Source organism: Streptomyces sp. BF23-19 (assembly GCF_041106355.1).
In the GTDB taxonomy this organism is placed as follows: Bacteria; Actinomycetota; Actinomycetes; order Streptomycetales; family Streptomycetaceae; genus Streptomyces; species Streptomyces virginiae_A.
In genome coordinates, this window is record NZ_JBGBPT010000119.1 from 1 (window position 1) to 20728 (window position 20728).

21 protein-coding genes are annotated in these 20728 nt (G+C 71.2%); 8 read left to right on the plus strand and 13 right to left on the minus strand.

What is annotated here, in order from left to right; genetic code table 11:
• Positions 1-905 precede the first annotated feature (905 nt).
• On the minus strand, positions 906-2273 hold the full coding sequence (locus AB8A24_RS39595) for an AMP-binding protein (RefSeq protein ID WP_328959850.1): 1368 nt from the start codon (positions 2271-2273) through the stop codon (positions 906-908).
• Positions 2274-2594: 321 nt separating this feature from the next.
• Between AB8A24_RS39595 and AB8A24_RS39600 the strand changes: the two genes are divergently transcribed.
• Complete coding sequence (locus AB8A24_RS39600; RefSeq protein ID WP_328959851.1) at positions 2595-3089, plus strand: anthrone oxygenase family protein; 495 nt, start codon at positions 2595-2597, stop codon at positions 3087-3089.
• A 127-nt stretch (positions 3090-3216) separates the two neighbouring features.
• Here AB8A24_RS39600 and AB8A24_RS39605 read toward each other — a convergent pair whose 3' ends face one another.
• A complete protein-coding gene (locus tag AB8A24_RS39605) occupies positions 3217-4059 on the minus strand; it encodes a hypothetical protein (protein WP_369478906.1) in 843 nt (280 codons plus the stop codon).
• A gap of 324 nt (positions 4060-4383) precedes the next feature.
• On the opposite strand from AB8A24_RS39605, the gene zwf reads away from it, so the two are divergent.
• Entirely contained in the window at positions 4384-5823 is a 1440-nt protein-coding gene (gene zwf / locus AB8A24_RS39610; protein WP_369478907.1) for a glucose-6-phosphate dehydrogenase, read from the plus strand.
• 312 nt (positions 5824-6135) lie between these two features.
• Here the strand turns inward: zwf and AB8A24_RS39615 are convergent, their stop codons facing one another.
• Both AB8A24_RS39615 and AB8A24_RS39620 read right to left on the minus strand, forming a co-directional pair.
• Positions 6136-6519 carry a VOC family protein gene (locus tag AB8A24_RS39615; protein ID WP_328959855.1) on the minus strand — a complete coding sequence of 128 codons (384 nt, stop codon included), beginning with the start codon at positions 6517-6519 and terminating at the stop codon, positions 6136-6138.
• A gap of 133 nt (positions 6520-6652) precedes the next feature.
• Positions 6653-7552, minus strand: coding sequence for a GNAT family N-acetyltransferase (locus tag AB8A24_RS39620; protein WP_328959856.1), 900 nt, complete (start codon positions 7550-7552; stop codon positions 6653-6655).
• Positions 7553-7819: 267 nt separating this feature from the next.
• Between AB8A24_RS39620 and AB8A24_RS39625 the strand changes: the two genes are divergently transcribed.
• Positions 7820-8374: an SUKH-4 family immunity protein gene (locus tag AB8A24_RS39625; RefSeq protein ID WP_369478908.1), complete on the plus strand. Its 555-nt coding sequence runs from the start codon at positions 7820-7822 to the stop codon at positions 8372-8374.
• A gap of 82 nt (positions 8375-8456) precedes the next feature.
• Complete coding sequence (locus AB8A24_RS39630) at positions 8457-8861, plus strand: hypothetical protein (RefSeq protein WP_369478909.1); 405 nt, start codon at positions 8457-8459, stop codon at positions 8859-8861.
• A gap of 27 nt (positions 8862-8888) precedes the next feature.
• On the opposite strand, the gene AB8A24_RS39635 is transcribed toward AB8A24_RS39630, so the two are convergent.
• Complete coding sequence (locus tag AB8A24_RS39635) at positions 8889-9131, minus strand: hypothetical protein (RefSeq protein WP_369478910.1); 243 nt, start codon at positions 9129-9131, stop codon at positions 8889-8891.
• Between the two features lie 162 nt (positions 9132-9293).
• On the opposite strand from AB8A24_RS39635, the gene AB8A24_RS39640 reads away from it, so the two are divergent.
• The gene (locus AB8A24_RS39640) at positions 9294-10001 is read left to right on the plus strand and encodes an alpha/beta fold hydrolase (RefSeq protein WP_369478911.1); all 708 of its coding nucleotides are present in this window, start codon (positions 9294-9296) and stop codon (positions 9999-10001) included.
• Positions 10002-10018: 17 nt separating this feature from the next.
• A complete protein-coding gene (locus AB8A24_RS39645) occupies positions 10019-10807 on the plus strand; it encodes an alpha/beta fold hydrolase (protein WP_369478912.1) in 789 nt (262 codons plus the stop codon).
• Positions 10808-10889: 82 nt separating this feature from the next.
• On the opposite strand, the gene AB8A24_RS39650 is transcribed toward AB8A24_RS39645, so the two are convergent.
• Positions 10890-11327: an SgcJ/EcaC family oxidoreductase gene (locus AB8A24_RS39650; protein ID WP_369478913.1), complete on the minus strand. Its 438-nt coding sequence runs from the start codon at positions 11325-11327 to the stop codon at positions 10890-10892.
• Positions 11328-11418: 91 nt separating this feature from the next.
• Here AB8A24_RS39650 and AB8A24_RS39655 point away from each other — a divergent pair, with 91 nt between their 5' ends.
• A complete protein-coding gene (locus AB8A24_RS39655) occupies positions 11419-11976 on the plus strand; it encodes a hypothetical protein (RefSeq protein ID WP_328959863.1) in 558 nt (185 codons plus the stop codon).
• A 22-nt stretch (positions 11977-11998) separates the two neighbouring features.
• Here the strand turns inward: AB8A24_RS39655 and AB8A24_RS39660 are convergent, their stop codons facing one another.
• A complete protein-coding gene (locus AB8A24_RS39660; RefSeq protein WP_369478914.1) occupies positions 11999-12592 on the minus strand; it encodes a TetR family transcriptional regulator in 594 nt (197 codons plus the stop codon).
• 102 nt (positions 12593-12694) lie between these two features.
• Between AB8A24_RS39660 and AB8A24_RS39665 the strand changes: the two genes are divergently transcribed.
• Positions 12695-13678 carry an aldo/keto reductase gene (locus tag AB8A24_RS39665; protein WP_369478915.1) on the plus strand — a complete coding sequence of 328 codons (984 nt, stop codon included), beginning with the start codon at positions 12695-12697 and terminating at the stop codon, positions 13676-13678.
• A 110-nt stretch (positions 13679-13788) separates the two neighbouring features.
• Here AB8A24_RS39665 and AB8A24_RS39670 read toward each other — a convergent pair whose 3' ends face one another.
• From AB8A24_RS39670 to AB8A24_RS39695, 6 genes are all read right to left on the minus strand, one after another.
• Entirely contained in the window at positions 13789-15144 is a 1356-nt protein-coding gene (locus tag AB8A24_RS39670; RefSeq protein ID WP_369478919.1) for an aminobutyraldehyde dehydrogenase, read from the minus strand.
• A gap of 61 nt (positions 15145-15205) precedes the next feature.
• Positions 15206-16522 carry an NAD(P)/FAD-dependent oxidoreductase gene (locus tag AB8A24_RS39675; protein ID WP_328959866.1) on the minus strand — a complete coding sequence of 439 codons (1317 nt, stop codon included), beginning with the start codon at positions 16520-16522 and terminating at the stop codon, positions 15206-15208.
• A 68-nt stretch (positions 16523-16590) separates the two neighbouring features.
• Positions 16591-17739, minus strand: a complete 1149-nt coding sequence (locus AB8A24_RS39680; protein ID WP_369478916.1) for an ABC transporter ATP-binding protein — start codon at positions 17737-17739, stop codon at positions 16591-16593.
• Positions 17740-17744: 5 nt separating this feature from the next.
• Entirely contained in the window at positions 17745-18623 is an 879-nt protein-coding gene (locus tag AB8A24_RS39685) for an ABC transporter permease (protein ID WP_369478917.1), read from the minus strand.
• Positions 18620-19591 (minus strand): ABC transporter permease, encoded by a 972-nt coding sequence (locus tag AB8A24_RS39690; RefSeq protein ID WP_369478918.1) that lies wholly within the window; start codon positions 19589-19591, stop codon positions 18620-18622. The genes AB8A24_RS39685 and AB8A24_RS39690 overlap by 4 nt, the downstream gene beginning before the upstream one ends.
• A gap of 1 nt (position 19592) precedes the next feature.
• A complete protein-coding gene (locus AB8A24_RS39695; protein WP_369478920.1) occupies positions 19593-20723 on the minus strand; it encodes a spermidine/putrescine ABC transporter substrate-binding protein in 1131 nt (376 codons plus the stop codon).
• Between the last annotated feature and the right edge of the window lie 5 nt (positions 20724-20728).

Here is a 20728-nt window from a genome sequence, read left to right on the forward strand (position 1 = left end):
CAGGCCAGGAGGCCGAGGCGGGGGCGGGGTTGTTGGCGGCGGTCGCGGTGACGGCGGCGGCGCCTCGACCACCCCGCCGCCGATCAGCTGCTGGCGCTTGCCCTCGGTAACCTCGGTGGGCCGCTGACGGTACTGAACCGGCACGAGGACGTCATCGCCCCCGGCGAGGAGGCGCTCCCCGTCTGGCGCCGGCTCGCCCGGGAAGCCCCGACCGCCTATCTGCTCCGGCTCGGGTATCTGTTGATCCTCGTGGTGCTGGTGCGGAGCGGCCAGTAGCACGGGCCTGCGCGAGGCGCTGACCGAGGCGGAGGAAGCAGTGGAGGTCTTCACCGCGCTGGACGCACAGCATCCGGCGCTGTTCCGGTCCCCGCTGAACGAGGCACTGCAACTACGCACCCACCTGCGCGCCACGGTCCTCCCCCAGGTTCTGTCCGGGCGATCTTCCTTGCATGCGGTGCGCAGGGTCCTCGATCCGGACGAGGTGATCGCCGTGTTGGAGCGTGCTGTACCGGGCCCGGTGGATCGTCGTCGGCGGGAGCTGCCGGACCGGCTGAAGAGCTCCTCCGGCGCCGCACCGGCGAGACTCGCCCGACCGGGCTTCCCCGCCCGGCACCGCCCCCACCACCTTGACCAAAGGGATAGGGGCCCCGCACCCCGGCCCGGCCCGGGAATCACACGCGTAACCCGATACCCAGGCGACCGTCGCGGGTGCCCACCGCTCCCCCACGATCACCCGGACCCACCGACCGGACCCGGGACCGGAGGCGGGGACCTCGTCGAGCTCGACGGTGGCCCGGGCCCACCGCGACGGCGTCCTGCGGATCACCGCCGCACCCGCCTCCCCCGGTCGGCCCTGTGGGCCTCGGCCGTGGTAAGGATGTGCGTGGTCGTCGTCAGCGGCCGCTTCAGGTCCGGTGCCGTTCCTCCCCCTCCAGCAGGAGCCGCTTCTGCGGCTTCCCCATCGCGTTGCGCGGCACCGCCTCGATGAAACGGACCTCGCGCGGACGCTTGTGGACGGACAGACGTGCCGCGACGAAGTCGGTGAGCTCGCCCCCGCTGACACCCTCGGCCACCACGAACGCCACGATCCGCTCGCCCAGATCGGTATCCGGGACGCCCACCACCGCCGCCTCCCGCACCCGCGGATGGTCCAGGAGCGCGTTCTCCACCTCCCCCGCCCCGATCCGGTACCCGCCGGACTTGATCATGTCGGTGGAGGCGCGACCCACGATCCGGTGCACTCCCTCCCCGTCGACGGCCGCGATGTCCCCCGTACGGAACCAGCCGTCACCCGTGTACGCGGCCGCTGTCGCGTCCGGCCGGCCCAGGTAGCCCGAGAACAGCGTCGGCCCCTTCACCTGGAGCTCACCGATCTCCGCACCCGCCTCGGTCACGACCCGCGTGGCGACACCCTCCAGCGCGGTACCGACCGTTCCGGGAGCCACCTCACCACCCGCCCGCCCGCTGACCGTGATCAGCGTCTCGGTCATCCCGTACCGCTCCACCACCCGGTGCCCCGTCAGTCGCTCCAGGTCGCGGAAGACCGGGGTCGGCAGCGCCGCGCTTCCCGACACCAGCAACCGGGCCCCTGACAAGGCCGTGGCCGCTTCCGGCACGGCCGCGATCCGCGACCACACCGTGGGCACGCCGAAGAACAGGCTCCCGCCCTCCGCCGCGGCCGCCGCGTACGCCTCCGGCGTCGGTCGGCCCGTGTGCAGCAGACGACTCCCTGTCCGCAGAGCCCCCAGCACGCCCAGCACCAGCCCGTGGACGTGGAACAACGGCAGCCCGTGCACCAGAACGTCCTGGGGACCCCACTCCCACGCCCCCGCCAGCGCGTCCAGGTCCGCGACGATCGCCGCCCTGCTCAGCACCACGCCCTTGGGCACACCCGTGGTCCCCGATGTGTACAGGATCAACGCCGGATCCTCCGGCGCGGACGGTACGGGGCCGGGCGCCGGCGCACGGCGGGCGAAGTCCACCTCCAGGAGCCGGGCACCCGAGTCCCGCAGGATGTGGCCACGCTCCACCGGCCCGGCGTCAGGGGGCACCGGTACACACGGCACCCCCGCCAGCAGGCCACCGACCACCGCCGCCACCGTCTCCAGCGAAGCCGTCGCGGTCACCGCGAACGCCGGAACCGGCCCCCACCCCGCGAGATCGGCGGCCACCGCCCCGGCGGCACCCAGCACGTCCTCGTACGACGCGGCACGCCCCGCGACCGACACCGCGTCCCCGCGGTCGCCGAACACCCCGGTCAGAGCAGTCAGCACGACAACACCCCCCAATCAACAACAGCAGCAGCAGGACACGACCCAACGAAACCACAGGGCCGCACGCACCACTCCACCCTTATGATCAACCGAACCCCACCACACCACCGGCACCGACCGCCCGGCACCGCACTGCTCGGCCGATCCGGCCCCGGCACGCACGGCGCAACCGGCCTCACCCCCGGCCCGGCACGACGTACCGATCTCGGCACCGCACGGCACCACCCCTGGCACGACCCGGCACGAACGGCCCTGCCCGGCCTCCCGGCCCGGCCCGGCCCGGCCGCTGGCGCCTACCGGAACACCAGAGAGAGGAACCACGTGGAAACCGCACGCACCGCAACCCTCATCGCCGCGACGATCACCACCGGACTCATCAGCGGCCTGTTCTACGCATTCACCGTCGCCGTCATGCCCGGCCTCGCCCGCAGCAGCGACAAGACCCTCGTCGAAACCATGCAGAACATCAACAGAGCCATCCTCAACGGCTGGTTCATACTCGCCTACCTCGGCGCACCCCTCCTCACCGCCGCCACCCTCGTCCTCCACGCCACCGATCCCGACACCCGCGACGCCATCGTCCCGTTGGCCGTCGCACTCGCCACCTACGTGGCCACCATGGCCATCACGGGGCGCATCAACATCCCTCTCAACAACGCCCTCGAACAAGCCGGATCCCCCGAACACACGGACACCACCACCGCCCACACCACCCGCACCACCTACGAAACCCCCTGGAACAAGGCCAACACGTGGCGAACGCTGCTCACCACCGTCAGCCTCGTCCTCCTCTCCTACGCCCTCACCCTCCACTGACACGCGCAACAGCACCCACAACACCCACCGACAGCGGCACCAGCAGGAGCGCGGACGTCGACACAGAGCCACCCCTGTCACGTCCGCCCCACTGCCGCGATGCCACACCCGGCACGGGCACTACCGTCTACGGCCGCTCGAAGAGCTGCACCACCCCGCCGACCGAGAAGCACAGCGCACCGGTCAGCGTCCCCCAGTTGGCGATGTCGACGTTGACCAGGCTTCCGGTGGCGGGTCGGGTGAATGCCGCGAGCGCCGAGACCATGAACAGGATCGAACCCAACTGGTTCACCGCCACCACCCACCACCCGAGACTTCGGGAGCGGATGCACGGCCAAGGCCGGTGACAGATCTCGGCGAACGCCAGATGCCCGGAGATCAGGAACAGCACGCACCCGATCACGTCGGGGGTCCAGATCAGCCGATTGACCTGGCTGACGCTGAGGCCCTCCAGAAACGAGTCCAGCAGGTTGACGCCGAACACGAGCGTCCCGGTGAACAGGACGAACGTGCTCAGCCAGTCCAGCCGCATCGGCTCGTACCCCCACCACCGCCAGCCGGCCGTGGACCGAAAACCGCCGTCCGGGGCATGACGAGGCCCGTTCACCACCTGCAGTACCGAGACGTAGCCTCCGGTACTGAAGAACAGGCCCCCTACGAGGTACACCCACGCGCTGACGAGCGGATCGCCCGAACCGAACTGCGCGACCGCGGCGCCGGCGGCGAACAACGCCCCGCCGATGATGAACGCGGTGGAGGCGACGGCGTTGAGCCTGCGCACTCGGCTCAGCGCCCCGGGATCGGCGGTCGCGACCCGGTCGACCGTGTCCCCCGGGCCCAGGACCGACAGCGTGCCGCGCTTGCGCGCCGGTCGCGAATCCCAGACGACCGTCTCGCCCTCGGGACGCCGCCAGGTGCGTCGGGTGATGAACGGTCCTGCGCCTTCGACGCTCTCCAGAGGCTGTCCCACGATCCGAGACTAGTGCCGAGGGCGGTACCCGTCCGTCAGCGAAACGAAGCCTCCACGACAGAGCCGGACCGCCCCCGCGCACCCCCTGCGCCCTCCCCGAGGGCCCCGACCGTCCCGCACACCGCCGACGTGTCGGAGGGCGAGCATGCCCCGCGTCCCGCTGTCCCCGGTGTCCCGGTGCCCCTGGGTGAGCACGGAGAACACGCGCGACGTCCCGCGACCCGGGTGGTGGAATCCCGGGTGCCGGATCTTTGGTGAACACGCACAGTGGGTGCTCAGGGCGAGACGACCGCCCGGAACGGCCCCGGAACGGAAGTGCGGCGCATGGCCTCAGGCACACCCGACCACGTCATCGTCCTCTTCGGCGCCACGGGAGACCTGGCCCGCCGCAAGCTGCTGCCCGGCCTGTTCCACCTTGCCAAGGCGGGGCTGATGCCCCGGCGCTACCGCATCGTCGGCTCCGCCCCGGCGGCCGAGGCCCTGAGCGACCAGGAGTTCCGCGCCCACGCGCGGCAGGCCGTGACCGAGTTCGGCCGTTCGCGCCCCGAAGGGCCCGTATGGCAGGAGTTCGAGTCCGCCCTGTCCTTCGGCTCGGCCGACCCGAATGCCCCGGAGCCGCTGGTGGCGGCGGTCCGGGCGGCCGAGCAGGCCGTCGGTGGCACTCCGCGACGGCTCTTCCACCTCGCCGTTCCGCCCGTCGCGTTCACCTCGATGGTCGAACTCCTCGGCGCCACAGGTCTCGCACAGGACGCCCGGGTCATCGTCGAGAAGCCCTTCGGTACCGACCTCGCGTCCGCCCGCGCGCTCAACGGGGCCATCCATGCCGTGTTCGACGAGTCCCGCGTGTTCCGCATCGACCACTTCCTCGGCAAGGAGGCGGTCGACAACATCCTCGCCCTCCGGTTCGCCAACGGTCTCTTCGAACCCCTCTGGAACCGCGAGCACATCAGCCATGTGCAGATCGACGTACCCGAGCAGATCGACATCCAGGGCCGAGCGCACTTCTTCGAGGGCACCGGAACCTTCCGCGACATGATCGTCACTCATCTGTTCCAGCTGCTCGGGTTCGTCGCCATGGAGCCGCCGGTCGTCCTCGACGCACAGTCGCTCCGGGACGAGCAGGTCAAGGTCTTCCGCAGCATGCGACCGCTGGACCCCGCCCACGTCGTCCGCGGACAGTACACCGGCTACCGCGCCGAGCCCGGGGTCGATCCGGCCTCCGACACCGAGACCTTCGCCGCCCTGCGCGTCGAGATCGACAACTGGCGCTGGGCCGGTGTCCCCTTCCACCTGCGCTCGGGCAAGGCACTGGCCGAGGGCCGGCACGTCGTGACCCTGGGACTGCGCGAGCCCGTCCTCGGCATGTTCCCCCTGAACGCACGGGCCGCCGTCGACAGGCGGGGCAATGAACTCGTCATCGACTTCGCCGATCCCGGCTCCATCACCGCCCGGTTCCTCGTCAAGGAACCCGGCCCCACCATGCGGTTGGCGGAGGCCGACATGGTCTTCGGCTACCAGAGCTCCTTCACCGCCGACAACTCCCTGGAAGGCTACGAGCACCTCCTCCTGGAGGCCATGCTCGGCGACCAGTCCTTCTTCACCCGGTCCGACGGCATCGAACGCCTGTGGGAGATCTCTGCCCCGCTGCTCGACGCGCCCCCTCCCGTGGAGCCGTACGCCCCCGGAACCTGGGGGCCGGACAGCATCGACGCACTCGTCGCCCCGCACCGCTGGCACCTTCCCGACCGGCCGCCACCGATGTGACGGACGGACCGTGAATCCGGAACGAGGTGATCGCTGATGCGAGGGGCACCCGGCGAGGGAACGGCATGGGGGACGCCGCCGGACCTGGCGGCCGATCCGTTGATCGAGTCGGTGACACGCACCGCGAGCGCCGTGCTCCGGCCCGACGCGGAGCGCACCGCCGTGGAAGGCGTCTCAGGGCCCAGTTGGACGAGCCGGCGCGGTGCGGGTGCTAGGGGATCCTCGCCCACCGGCCGGCGGAGGAGGCCGCCCGGCGGTCGGCATCCGGGCACGCGCGTTGTCCTGCGCGTCCCGGCTCACGGACGTGGTGCGTCAGAGGGGCTGGAGCCGCCTGCGCAGGAGGCAGAACTCGTTGCCTTCCGGGTCGGCGAGGACGTGCCAGTTCTCGGTGCCGGTCTGACCCACGTCGGCGGGCCTGGCCCCGAGGGCGAGGAGTCGCTCCAGCTCGGCGTCCTGGTCGCGGTCGGTGGGGTTGACGTCGATGTGCAGGGGGAGCTTCCCCGTCCGCGGGGCGCTGCTGGGGCTGAGGACGAGGGTGGGCTGCGGCCCGCCGAAGCCGACGTCGGGCGGCCCGATCTCGATGCTTCCGTCGTCCTCCCGGCCGAGTTCGACGTAGCCGAGGACCTCGCTCCAGAACGCGGCGAGCCGGTCGGGGTCGGCGGCGTCGATGACCAGTTCACTGATGCGGCATGCCATGCCCGTCAGTGTAGGGAGGGCACCGGGGAGTCGACCGTCGGCCGCGCGCCGAACCGCGTGGCGGCCGTCTGCGCGGACAACCTCGCCCCGCGGCGCGAACATGACGGCGCGGGGCGAGGTCAGGCCGCTGGTGCTACGCGGTCCGGGCGACGGGGTGGAAGTTGATGCGCTCGCGCACCACGGGGAAGCCGGCCTTGGCGAAGTTCGCGGCCATCGGGAAGTTGCCCCGGTCCGTGGCTCCGGTGACGGCCTCGGCGCCGTGCTCCACCAGGAAGTGGGTGCACTCCGCGAGCAGGTCGTAGGCGTAGCCGCGGCCGCGGTGTTCCGGGAGGACACCGATGAAGCCGACGGTCGGTCCGGAGGGGTTGTGCGCGGGGATGTGGATGCCGGCCAGGTCGCCCTCGGGTGTGCGGGCGACCTGCCACCACTCGCGCGGGGACGGGCACCAGTGGAAGAAGTCGAGCTCCTCCTGGGCGGCCTGGTCCAGACCACCCTCCGCTATGGCCTTCAGCGCGTGGGCGTCGAGGGTGACCGCGTGGATGCGGCGCAGTGCGTCGAAGAAGACCGCGTCGTCGGGTTCGGCGGCGAAGACGAGGCGGCCGGGCCGTTCGGGGAGTCCGCGCTCCGGGGTCCAGCGGTACAGGAAACGTTCCACCAGGAGCTCGTAGCCCGCCGCTCGGGCGGCGGCGAAGCGCGTCTCGGCGGCGGCTGCGAGGTCCGGGTGGTCCTGCCAGTCGCCGGGGAGGTTGATCTCGAGCTCGACCTGCCAGGGGGCGGAGCGCAGGAGTTCGGCCCCTGCCTCCACCTCGCCCTCGGCGACGTCGAACCAGTTGACGTTGACGGGTTCCTTGTCGTCGGTGCCGCCCCACCAGGCGCCGCGGGCGACGACCGTGCCGTCGCGCAGGGCGACCCGCTTCCAGTCGGGGCGGTGCGTGGTGCGCTCGTGGGCGGCGCGGGCGTTCAGCGGGTCGGGGTGTGCGTCGAACAGCTGGGCGTCGCTCTCGTCGAGCGCGCGGATGACCGGATCGGTCATGGATTCCTCCGGGATGTGTACTGCGTGGAGCGCTCCCGGGTTCGGATCAGAAGAACCACACCGGGGTAACGGGGAGGGAGCGCTGGATGGTTGAGCACTGCACGGCACTCGCCTCCTTCCGTTCGCTCGTGTGATGTGGTCCGAGCCCGGACGATACTTGATCACCGACAGGTGCGTCCACGCAATTGCGGGGCGGAGTGGTGTCACGGCTGCGCGGTGGGGCCGTCGCGGTAACTCACGTGGAGAAGGGACCGGTTGAGGCAGGCCATGCAATTCACCGTGACGTCGGCGGAGCTGATCGATGTGTACGGCCTCGGCCGCATCACCTATTTCCCCCATCAACGCGCCACGGGTGTCGACGCCCGTACCGCCGCCTTCCTCGGTTCGGTGGGACTTCCCCAGTCGGTCCTGTTCACCGCCCGTGCGGACGTCGAGGACCCGTACGGTCCGGAGGTCGACGCGATCACCATCGGAAGCCGGTTCGAGTACTACGGGCTCCACTGCCCCGAGGAGAGCCGGCAGTGGTGGGCCCTCGGGTACCTGTTCACGTCTTTGCTCGCCGTGGATCCGGCATCGGGCAGGGTGTACGCGTTCCCGGAAGGCGCCATCGGTCACATCGCGCTGCATCGGGACATCGAGTCGCTCGTGTTCGCGCTGATCGAGCTGCGCAAGGTCGAGATCGATCACGACAACGGCGTGGCCCCGGAGGAACTTGCCGCCCGCTTCCGGGACACTGTCGGCACGTTCGACCCGACAGCCTTCGCCGACGAGGAGTCCCAGTGGAACCTTGCCATGGAAGAGCTCGAACACGGCATCTGGTGAAAGGTGCCTGAACCCTGCAGTGTGGAACCGTGGGGCAAGGTCGGACGCCATCCGTCCGTACGTCGATCGAGGAGGTGTGGTCGTGAAGGCTCGGCCTGGTCGGCCCACGCAGATCTCATGGCACGAGGTGGACTCGTACATCTTCCCCTACGCGGCCCAGACCGAGGGGACTTGGCTGGTGCTGCGACTCAACACCTTTCCCGACCATCCCCTCTGCACCTTGTTCGTCGACGGACAGGCCGTGTCCGACCTGGAGGACGCCCCGGCCGGCCTGCAGCTCTCACCCCGAGCGGCTCTCCCCCGCCTCGCCGAGCACGAACGGGCGGAGGTGCTCCGTCTGATGGCGGGCCTCGCACCCTACGGCGCCGAAACCGGTTTCCCGTGCACGGGTGACTTCTGCACCTGTGTCGACCTCACCGACGAGTTCGCCGCCGAACGGACCGGACCTCGGCAGACCTCTGTGGAACAGCCCCAGGGTCTGTTGTGACCGTGTCCGAAGGTGCGGGGGTGGCATTCAGAGACTGCGGATGGCCTCGGCCAGATCGGATCCGTAGGAGGCCCAGCAGATCACCGAGCCGTCATCGTCGAGCTGCCCCATGAACCACTCACCGTCGTCCCTCACGAGGCACAACTCGTGGAACGCGAGGATCACATCGGGTCGGAGGGGCTCGTAGTCCCCCTGACCGGCCACCTCGACGACCACAAGGCGATCGAAGGAGAGCGGGGCTGCGGTTCGATCTCCGGAAAGGGCGCGCACACGTTCGATCGTCCATCCGGCGGGCAGTCCTGAGTCCACCGGCGCAGGCTCTCACGAGCCGGGTGCCGGTCCGGGCCCCGGTGCCGTCCCGCTGCCGGCGCCGGAACAGGTCATAGGCCGTGTCAAGATCACTGGGTTGTCGCCGACCCGAGGAGGGGCGCATTGGCCGCTGTGGTGCTCGTTCATGGCCTGTATCACCGTCCTGAGCACTTCGCCGACGTGGCGGAGCGGTTGCGGACGACCGGGGCCGAGGTTGCCGTTCCCGAGCTCCACCGGGGTTCGCTGCTCGCCGATACCGCCGCGGTCCAGGCCGCCGTCGACGCGCTGCGGGAGCCTGCCGTCGTGCTCGGTCACTCCTACGGCGGTTCGGTGATCACCGGGGTGCGCGGAGCGGGACACCTGGTGTACCTGGCGGCCTTCGTGCCGGATGCCGGTGAGAGCGCGGCCGGGTTGGGTGGGGCGTCCGCGCGGCTCCGGGACGCGATCCGGCCCGAGCCCGACGGCTCGACCAGCCTGCGCCCCGACCGGGCTGCCGCCGTCCTCTACGGCGACTGTCCCGCACCGCTCGCCGCCCGGGCGGTCGGCCTCCTGCGCGCCCAGGCCCCCGGCTGCGGGCGAGGAGTGCCGGAGCGGCACAGTTGGCAGGACACCCCCTCCACCTACGTCGTCTGCGCCCAGGACCGGGCCATCGACCCGGGCGTGCAGCGCAGGATGGCCGCGCGCTGCACCGACGTGCGCGAGTGGCGGACGGGCCACTCGCCCTTCGTGGGCCGACCCCGGCTCGTCGTCGCGCTCCTGCGGGAACTGCTCGCGACCACTTCCCCGAGACGCGGTCCTCTTCCAGGAACTCCATGGTCTCCGCAGTCCTGACCTGCGACTATCTGCGGATGCATATCCTTGCCGACGATCTCGGCCATCTTTCCTACACCGTCACCGGCGAAGGTTCGCCCGTGGTGCTCGTACACGCCGGCGTCGCCGACCACACCATGTGGGACGCGGTCGTGCCCGCCCTCGCGGAGCGGCACACCGTCATCCGCTACGACCTGCGCGGCTTCGGCGAATCCGCTCCCCCGGCCGGGCCGTTCAGGGAGACCGACGACCTGTCCCGCCTCCTGGACCACCTCGGTCACGAGAGCGTCCGGCTCATCGGCGCCTCCTGGGGCGGGCGGGTGGCCGTGAACTTCGCGCTCGCCCACCCGGGCCGGGTGCGGTCCCTGACGCTGCTCGCCCCGCCGTGGCCCGGCTACGACTGGTCCGCGGACATGGTGGCCTACGACGAGGCCGAGACGGCGGCCCTGGCCGCGGGTGACCTGGACGCTGCGGTCCGTGTGAACCTGGACATGTGGCTGCGCGGGCCCGGCCGCGGCTGGGAGGACGTCGCGCCGGGGCTGGCCGAACGGCTCCGGATCCCGGTGCGGACGTCGTTGGTGAACCAGGACACCGTCGGGGAGCACTCCCAAGGTGGCCCGGCGGGCGACATCGCGTCGATCGCCGTTCCCACGCTGGTGGGGATCGGCCTGCTCGACGTCCCCGACTTCCAGGAGATCGCCCGCCGGTACGCCGCCCGGATCCCCGGCGCCACGCTGGTCGAGTTCCCCGACGCGGCCCACCTCATCGCACTGGACACGCCCACCGAACTCACCGCGGCGCTGCGGTCGTTCCTCGCCCGCTCCTGAGCGCGTTCGGTGAAGGTCCGGCTGCCGGCGGAGGGTTCACGTGTGGACTCCGCCCCGGCCGGACCTTCGCCTGCGCGGGCCCTCAGGCCGGGTCCGCCGCCACCTGGGTGTTCTGGCAGGCCGTCAGCAGCCAGCGGCCGTCCGGTTCGCGCGTCATCACGTAGAGCGGGGCGCCCTCGGTGTCACCGGCCGGCGAGCGGTAGAGCTGGCGTACCTTCACGGCCGCGACATCCGGGCGCAGGAACTGTGTGTGCACCACCTCGTAGGTGACCTCCCCGTCCCAGCTCGCCGTCGGCAGCACCGCCCGCGTGAACTCCGCTATCGCCTCGAAGCCGATGAGGACCTTGCCGTGGGCGGTGGTCCACAGGGCCTCGGGATGGAAGAGCGCGAGGAATCCCTCGGCGTCCTTGGTGCGTTGCGTCCGCTCGACCGTGGCGACGACCTGCGCGATCGCCTCGAGGGAAGCGACCCTTGCCGACTGTTCCGTCTTCTCCGTCTGTTCCGTCTTCTCCGTGTTCATGGAGACGATCATGCTTCCTCGACCGCGCTTGAGGTCAAGGAGGGTGCGAAACACAGGTGACCCCGCCCCCGGGACGGTGCAGGATCGCTCCATGGACAACAAGGTCATGGCACGGCTCACCGAGGCGGTGTCGTCGGGTGCTCCGGTCCGCGTCCACCGGTCCGCGATCCGGGGCGCGGATCGGCTCGACGGTTTCGTCGTCGCCGCGAGCACGGCGTGGACGCTGATCGCTCTGTGCAGTGATCTCCAGCTCGACGGCTGGGCGGCGGTGCGTACCGCGGACGTCACGAAGGTCGTACGGCGGGGCGGTACGGACTGCCTGACCGTCCGGGCACTTCGCCGACGTGGGCACTGGCCGGCCAGGGCGCCCGAACCGGGGCTCGCCCTGGACCGGTTGGCGGACCTGGCACAGGGCGCCTCCCGGGCCTTCGGGCTGGTGTCCCTGCACGTCGAACGGGACGCGCCGAACGCCTGTTGGATCGGCGAAGTGGCCGCGGTACGGCCGAAGTCGCTGCGGCTGCGGGAGGTCGACACCGAGGCGCGGTGGCGCCCCGAGCTGTCGAAGTTCCCGTTCAAGGACGTCACCCGGGTGGGCTTCGGCGGGCGGTACGAGCGGACCCTGCTGGAGTTCGCCGGGCCGTACCGCTGACCACGGACGAGCTCGGCGTCCCTCAGGCCCCGTCGGCCGGCGGTGCGGGCGTGATGATCCGGCGGACGGCTTCCACCACCGCCGCGCGGTGCTCGGCCAGCCGATCGGCGGCCCAGCCGGTGCCCGCCGCGCCCGCCGCCGGGCCGCCCACCGCGCCGAACCAGGCCTGTGACAGGCCCATGACCAGCGTCAGGACATCGGCCGCGGGCACGCCGGCGTCGATCCGGCCCGCTTCCTGCGCCCGTCGAACCGCCGCGATCTTGCCGTCGTAGGACGAGGACTCGGCGTCCGTGGACCCCGGGCGCTCCAGTTGCTTCCACAGCACGAGGCGCATCAGTTCGGGTCGCTCGACGAGGTGGTCGAAGACCGCCCCCGCGTAGCCGGGCAGGTCCTCCACGTCGAAGGTGACGGATTCGGAGCCCGTCGCGAGGGCCCGCTGGAGCACGGCGTCGAAGAGCTGCTCCTTGTTGCCGTAGTAGACGTAGATGAGCCGCTTGTTCGCCTGCGCCGTCTCGGCGATGCGGTCGACGCGCGCGCCCGCGATGCCGTACGTCGCGAACTCGGTGAAGGCCGCGTCGAGCAGCCGTGCCTTGGTCGCGCTGGAGTCCCGTGCCATGGGCCGCAGCCTAGCAAGTAACTATCCAGTTATTGACAAACCTGGCCGACCCGTCGCAGACTAAAACTATCCAGTTAGTTACTTCTGAACGAGGAGCACACCATGGAGATCCGCGCACTGGGCGGTCAGGGACTGAAGGTCGGCGCCGAAGGCCTCGGCCTGATGGGTATGAGCGCCCACTACGGTGCCACCGACGAGACCGAGTCCCTCGCCACCATCGACCGTGCCCTGGAGCTGGGCGTCACCCTCCTCGACACCGCCGAGGGCTACGGCCCCTTCCGCAACGAGCAGCTCCTCGGCAAGGCCTTGGCCGGCCGCCGTGAGGCCGCCGTGGTCGCCACGAAGACCGGCATCGAGTTCTCCGACGAGGGCACCCTCCTCGGCCACAACGCGAGCCCCGAGTACATCCGCCGCTCGGCCGACCGCTCCCTGCGCCACCTGGGCACCGACCACATCGACCTGTACTACCTGCACCGCGTCGACCCGAACGTGCCGATCGAGGAGAGCGTCGGCGCCCTGGCCGAGCTGGTCGAGGCCGGAAAGGTCCGCCACATCGGGCTGTGCGAGGTCTCCCCCACCACGATCGCCCGCGCCCACGCGGTGCACCCGCTGGCCGCCGTACAGACCGAGTACAGCCTCTTCGAGCGCGGTATCGAACACGACGGCGTCCTCGACACCCTCCGGGACCTCGGCATCGGACTCGTCGCCTACTCCCCGCTCGGACGCGGCTTCCTCTCCGGCGCCATCACCAGCCCCGACGACTTCGCCGCCGACGACTTCCGTCGCACCGACCCGCGGTTCCAGGGCGAGAACTTCCACCGCAACCTGGCCGTCGTGGACCAGGTGCGCAGGCTCGCCGCGGAGAAGGGCGTCACCCCCTCGCAGCTCGCCCTGGCCTGGACCCTCCAGCAGGGCGCGGTCCCCATCCCGGGCACCAAGCGCCGCCGCTACCTGGAGGAGAACATCGCCGCCACCGCGGTGACGATCACCCCCGAGGAGCTGGCCGCCATCGACGCCGTCGCACCGCACGGCGTGGCCTCGGGCGACCGCTACGCACCCGAGCTGATGGCCTCCCTGAACGGCTGATCTTGTCAGGGTGCGGATCCGGGCGGGGGGCGCGGGCCTGCCCGAGCTCCTCGCCGAGGTGTCCGCCGCCCACCCGGACGCCTCGGACGCCTCGGACGCCTCGGACGGGCTCACAGCATGACGTGCTTGACCTGGGTGTAGTCCAGCAGGCCCGCCATCGAGAGGTCGCTGCCGTAGCCCGAGTGCTTGACCCCGCCGTGAGGCATCTCGGAGACGGTGGTGCCGTGGGTGTTCACCCAGACGATGCCGGTGTGCAGGGCCCGGGTCGCGCGCATCGCCCGGTCGTGGTCCGTCGTCCACACACTGGCGGCGAGGCCGTGTCGGACGTCGTTGGCCAGGTGCAGGGCCTCCGCCTCGTCCGCGAAGGGCTGCACGGTCACGACGGGGCCGAAGATCTCCTCCTGCACGATCTCGTCGTCCTGGTGCACACCGGCGACGACGGTGGCTTCGTGGAAGAAGCCGGGCCGCGCGAGGCGAGCGCCGCCGGTGACGATCTCGGCACGTCGTGGCAGCCGGTCGAGCAAGGACCGTACGGAAGCCAGCTGGGTCGCGTTGTTCAGTGGGCCGAAGTCGGCGTCCGGCTCGTCCGGGCCGCCCGTGCGCAGTGCGCCCGCCTCGGCCGCGAAGGCCGCGAGGAACGCGTCGTGCACCCGCGCGTGGACCAGCAGCCGGGTGGGCGCGGTGCAGTCCTGGCCCGCGTTGTAGAAGGCGACCGCGGCGAGGGCGGCGGCGGTCGCCTCGACGTCCACGTCGTCGTGGATCAGGACCGGGGCGTTCCCGCCGAGCTCCAGGTGGACCCGTTTGAGGTCGGCGGCCGCGGCGGCGGCGATCTGCCGACCGGCGCGCACGCTGCCGGTGACCGCGATGAGGGCGACGTCGGGGTGGGCGGTGAGGGTGCGCCCGGTGTCGCGGTCGCCGCAGACCACGTTGAGCACGCCCGGCGGAAGGTGCTCGGCCGCGACACGGGCCAGCAGCGCGGACGACGAGGGGGTGGTGTCGGCGGGCTTGAGCACGGTCGTGTTGCCGGCGGCGATCGCGGGGGCGATCTTCCACACGGCCATCATCAGCGGGTAGTTCCACGGGGTGATCTGGGCGCAGACCCCGACCGGTTCACGGCGCAGTACGGAGGTACGGCCTTCGGTGTACTCGGCTGCGGCGAGGCCCTGCAGGTTGCGTGCGGCTCCGGCGAAGAAGCGGACGGTGTCGACGATCGCGGGCAGTTCCTCCGTCCTGAACTGGCGGGACGGTTTGCCGGTGTCGCCCGTCTCGGCGGCCACGAAGGCCTCGGCGTGCTCCTCGATGGCGTCGGCGATGGCGAGCAGGGCGCGCTGGCGTACGGCCGGTGTGGTCGTGGACCAGTGCGCGGAGGCGGCCACGGCCGCCGCGCAGGCGGCGTCCGTGTCGGCCTTGCCGGAGCGTGGGGCGTGGCCGTGCGGGGAGCCGGTGGCGGGGTCGACCAGTTCCATGGTCTCCCCCGAGGCGGCCGGCCGGTCCGTGCCCGCGATGTGGTTGAGCACGGGGTCGGTGTCAGCCACGGCGCAGCGCCTCCCCGGCGGCGTCGCGTCCGGTGCGTACGGCGCCTTCCATGTAGCCGGCGACCCACTGGTCGGATCCGCAGACGTAGAAGGGTGGTTCGTGGGTGCCGTGGTGGCGGCCGACGGCCATGACGTCGCCGGGGGTCCACTGGGTCACGTACCCCTGGGTCCACGGGTCGGTGCCCCACATCCGGACGTACGTGGCGAGCGGCCGGTACGCGGCGTCGCCGTACAGGCGGGCCGTGTCGTCGAGGAGTTCACGGGTGCGCAGCGGGGCGGGTGTGCCGAGCAGGACTCCGAGCCTCTCGGGTGGGACGAGGGCGGAGAGGATCCCGTCGTTCTGCGGCCAGGTGCTGCCGAGGACCCCTTCGCATTCGGAGAGGCCGCTGCGGCCGAGATCGCGCCAGAACGGGCGGTCGTACGCGGCGACGAACTTGGCGGCGAGAGCGTGGCGTTGGCGGTGCAGGGAGGCCAGTCGCTCGTCGGACACGCCGGTGACGGTGACCTGCCGGAGCGGGCCGACGGGCAGGGCGCTGACGACGGCGTCGGCGGTGAGGGTCTCCCCGCCGGCCAGCCGTACGGAGCACGGGCCGGGGCGGCGGATCGTGACGGCCTCGACGGGTGCGCCGGTGCGGATGCGTCCGGCGAGGGCGGCGGCCATGCGCAGGGCCACCGTGGCGGAGCCCTCGGCGACCCGCAGGCCCTCCCAGGCCTCGTAGTCGTAGGCGTCGGGGCCGGGGACGGCCGCGTGCTTGCGCAGGGCGGCGAGCAGGGAGGTGCGCTCGTACGAGCCGTCGGCGAGGGCGAGTTGTCCTATCTCCCAGAGGCGGACGACGGCCGGGGTCGCTCCCTGGGCGCGCAGCCAGGCGCCTACGGAGGTGCGGTCGAGGGCCGTCGCGTCGGGATGGGACCAGGGGTCGGCCGGGTCTACGGTCCGGGCGAGTGCGCAGAAGGCGGCGGTGACCTTCTCGTGGCAGGCGTCGTCGCCGGGGCCGAACCAGTGGGGAGCGTCGCCGGTGGAGACCCCTTCGGGCGTGGCGCGGGTGAGGGCGCCGGGCTCGGCGACGTAGCTGGGGATCAGGGTGAGGCCGAGTTCCGCGGCGAGGTCCAGGTAGGCGGTGTGGGCGCGGCCGACGACCTCTCCGCCGAGCTGGACCAGCCGTCCGTCGGGGAGTTCGGTCTGTTCGACGCGTCCGCCGACCCGGTCCCGGGCCTCGACGACGAGGACGTCGGCTCCGCCGGCGGCGAGGTCGCGTGCGGCGGCGAGGCCGGCCAGGCCGGCGCCGAGCACGATGACGTCGTGGTTCATGGGGGTGTCCTTCGGTGAGGGCGCGATCGGTTCGGACCTGGGGCGGGCCGGGGCGGGGCCGGGCGGCTTCAGTCCAGGACGAGGCAGTGTTCGGGCTTCCAGCCGATCTCGACGCGTTCGCCGCCGCTCCAGCGGTCCTCCCGGCGGGAGCGGACGGTGTTCTGCTCCAGTACCGACACCGTGATGCCGGGGGCCAGTTCGATGAGGTAGGTGGTGGTCGGGCCGCAGTAGACGGTCTCGCGGACGACCCCGGCGGCGCGCGCCATGTCCGGCTCCAGGTCGGACAGCCAGATCTTCTCGGGGCGGATCGAGAGGTTGACCCTGCTGCCCTCGGTGACGGCGGGCCGGTGGCCGACGGGCAGTTCGGGGCCGTCGTCGAGGACGACCCGGCCGGCGCGGTAGGTGCCGGGGACGAGGTTGGAGGTGCCCATGAAGGAGGCGGTGAAGCTGCTCGTGGGGCGCTCGTAGACGTCCTCGGGCGTGCCGCACTGCTCGACGCGGCCCTCGTTCATGACGGCGAGGCGGTCCGACATGGTCAGTGCCTCGTCCTGGTCGTGGGTGACGAAGACGAAGGTGATGCCGACCTCGCGCTGGATCTGCTTGAGCTCGACCTGCATGTGGCGGCGGAGTTTGAGGTCGAGGGCGGCCAGCGGCTCGTCGAGGAGCAGCACCTGGGGCCGGTTGACGAGGGCGCGAGCCAGGGCGACGCGTTGTTTCTGGCCGCCGGAGAGGGTGGTCGGCTTGCGGGCGGCCAGGTGGCCGAGCTGGACGAGGTCGAGCATGCCGGAGACCCGTTCGCGGATCTCGGCGCGGCCGACGCCCTTGCGCTTGAGGCCGAAGGCCACGTTGTCGGCGAGCGAGAGGTGGTCGAAGAGGGCGTAGCTCTGGAAGACGGTGTTGACGTTGCGCTTGTTGGGCGGCAGGCCGGTGACGTCCTGGCCGTCGAGGAGGACGCTGCCCGTACTGGGGTCGGAGAAACCGCCGATCATCCGCAGGAGGGTGGTCTTGCCGCAGCCGGAGGGGCCGAGGAGGGAGAAGAACTCGCCCGGGGCGATGTCGAGTTCGACGTCGCGTACGGCGTAGGTGCCGCCGGCGGCGGGGTACTGCTTGCTGACGCGGTCGAGCCGGACGGCAGGCGTCGGATGGATGGGTGTCGGGGTCAGGGGGGTCGAGGGGGTCTGCGCGTGGGCGATCGGGTGCTCGGGTGTCGTGGGCATGGGTGTCACTTCCCGGAGAGCAGGTCGAGGCCGCCTTTGCGCCCGAACAGGCGCGGGATGGCGAGGGCGAGGACGATGAGGCCGATGGAGCCGACCAGCATCAGGGTGCCGACGGCGTTGATGGTGGGCTGTACGCCGAACCTGATCGCCGAGTAGATGCGCACGGACAGCGGTTGCGGGTCGACGCCGGTGGTGAAGTAGGCGAGGACGAAGTCGTCGAAGACGAGGGCGAAGATCAGCACCGCGGACGCGAGGATGCTGGGCAGCAGCGCGGGCAGGGTCACCAGGCGCAATGCCTGCCCTCGGGTGGCGCCGAGGTCCATGGCGGCCTCTTCCACCTCGGGGTTGAGGGCGGCGATGCGGGAGCGGAGGATGACCGTCACGTAGGAGATGGAGAAGGTGATCTCGGCGAGCATCACGGTGGTGGTGGAGAGGGTGATGCCGAGGCCCTTGAAGAGGAGCATCGCCGCGACGCCGGTGACGATCTCCGGGGTGATCAGCGGGACGAGCATGATCAGGCCGGCGAAGGAGCCGAGGCGACTGCGGCTGCGTACGAGGCCCAGGGCCAGGGCCACGCCGAGGACAAGCGAGCCGGCCATGGCGACCAGGGACACCCGCAGGCTCATGCCGAGCGAGTCGAGGAGCACCTCGTCGTGGAGGAGGGCCTCGTACCAGCGGAGGCTGACGCCGTCGAGGACGGTGAGGGACTTCTGGGAGTTGAAGGAGAACAGGACGACGACGCCGACGGGGAGGTAGAGGAGGGCGAAGAAGAGAGCGGTGACGGCGATGGCGAAGCGGGGGCGGCGCTCGGCTCCGCGCCGGCGGCGCCGCGGGGTGCCGGGGCCGGTGCCGGTATTAGTGCCGGTATTGGTATTGGTGCTCATCGGGCGGCCTCCGCCTCGTCCTTGCGGGTGCGTCGCAGGTAGCCGAGCATTCCGAGGAACAGGACCGCCATCAGCAGCATGGTGAGGGCGGAGCCGAGCGGCCAGTTCTGGCCCTGGAAGAACTTGTCCTGGATCAGGTTGCCGATCATGATCTGGTCGGGGCCTCCCATGAGCTGGGCGCTGACGAAGTCGCCCATGGCGGGCAGGAAGACGAGGACGCAACCGGCGGCCGCTCCCTGCCGGGTGGCGGGGACGGTGACGAAGAGGAAGGTGCGCAGGGGGCCGCCGTAGAGGTCGCGGCCGGCCTCGATGAGCGAGGTGTCCATGCGCTCCATCGCCGCGTACAGCGGGATGATCATGAAGACCACGAAGCCGTAGACGAGTCCGGCGACGACCCCCACCCCGGTCTGCAGGATCTTGGTGTCGCCGTCGGCGAGACCGATCGCGCGCAGGGCCCGCAGCAGCGGACCGTCGTCGGAGAGGACGACGGACCAGCCGTACATCCGGACCAGGTAGTTGGCGAAGAACGGGACGACGATCGCGGCGATCAGCAGGTTCTTGAAGCGGCCGCCGCGCAGCGCGATGGCGTAGGCGACCGGGTAGGCCACGGCCAGGCTGATGAGGCAGGTGATCAACGCGTAGCCGAGGGAGCGCAGCAGGACGGTGCTGTAGGCGGGGTCGGCCAGGGCGGTGAGGTTGGCGAAGTTGAGTCCGAAGCGCGGGTTGCCGAGGGGGTCGGTGGTGCCGAGCGCGAGGGTGGCGACAAGCAGGAGGGAGGCGACGAGGAAGCCGGTCATCCAGAGGGTGCCGGGGAGCAGGAGCCAGGTCCACAGACGTGGCTGCCGTGTCCGGGCGGTGGTGCCCGGCGTGGCCTCGGGCCGCTTCCGGTCCCGGGGCGGCGTTTTCGGCGTGGCCGGGTCCTGGGTCGGCCGGAGCGCGGTGCCGGTGCGGTTGCTGCGTGTCGCCATGTCAGCCGGCCTTCACGTCGGTCCAAGCGGCGTCGCGGGCCCGTTCGGTGCCCGCGTCGCCGTTGCGGAAGAAGAGGTCGGCCGCCAGGTCGTCGGCGGTCACCAGGCACTGGGGGAACGGCTCGACGAGCGCGGCGTAGGTGTCCTCGGTGCCGCGGACCGGCATCGGGTAGCCGATGTACTCGATGTTCTTCTTCACGTTCTCCGGGCGGAGCATGTAGTCGATGAAGAGCATCGCGGTGCCGGGGTGCTGCGCGTTGGCGGGTATGGCGTAGCAGTCGGAGTTGACGGGGGCGCCTTCGCGGGCGACCTCGAAGCCGAAGACGGACGGGTCCTCGGCCTGGGCGAGCATGGCGGCCATGTCACCGCTCCAGGCCTGGGTCATGTCGGCGTTGCCGTTGAGGAGGTTGTTGTAGCTGTCGCTGGAGAAGCCGCGCAGGCGGGGGCGGAGCGAGCGCAGGGTGTCGGTGACACGGTCGAGGTCGGCCTGGTCGCCGGTGGTGAGGCCGAGGCCGAGTTTGAGCGCGCCCAGGCCGAGCACCTCGTCGCGGTCGTCGAGGACGAAGACCTTGCCTTTGGCCTTCTCGTTCCACAGGTCTTCCCAGGAACCGGTCAGGTCGCCGAGCCGGTCCCGGCGCCAACCGATGCCCGTCTTGTACATGGTGAACGGGACGGTGTGCGCGGAGCGGGGGTCGTACCAGGGGTCGGCGAAGTAGTCGTAGCCGCCGAAGACGGCTTCGGCGCCGCGCAGCCGGGAGTGGTCGATCGTACGGAGCCGGCCGCCGGTGGCGAGGCGCTCGGCCCATTTCGCGGTGGGGAAGATGATGTCGTAGCGGTTGCCGGCGTTGAGTTTGGCGGCCATGCCCTCCATGGAGTCGTAGTTCGACTGGACGACCTTGACGCCGTACTCCTTCTGGAAGCCTTCGAAGACGCTGGGGTCGACGAAGTCCGCCCAGTTGAAGTAGACGAGGTCGCCGTCGACCTTGACGTCGATGGGTGCTTCCGCGGTCGCCTTGCCGGCCGGGTCCTCCGAGGTGGCGAAGCCGCAGCCGGCGGCGGTGAGGGCGAGGGCGGCGGCGGTGCCGGCGCGGAGGAACGAGCGTCTGGTCGGGGGGAGTGCCTCGGGGGACATGGGGT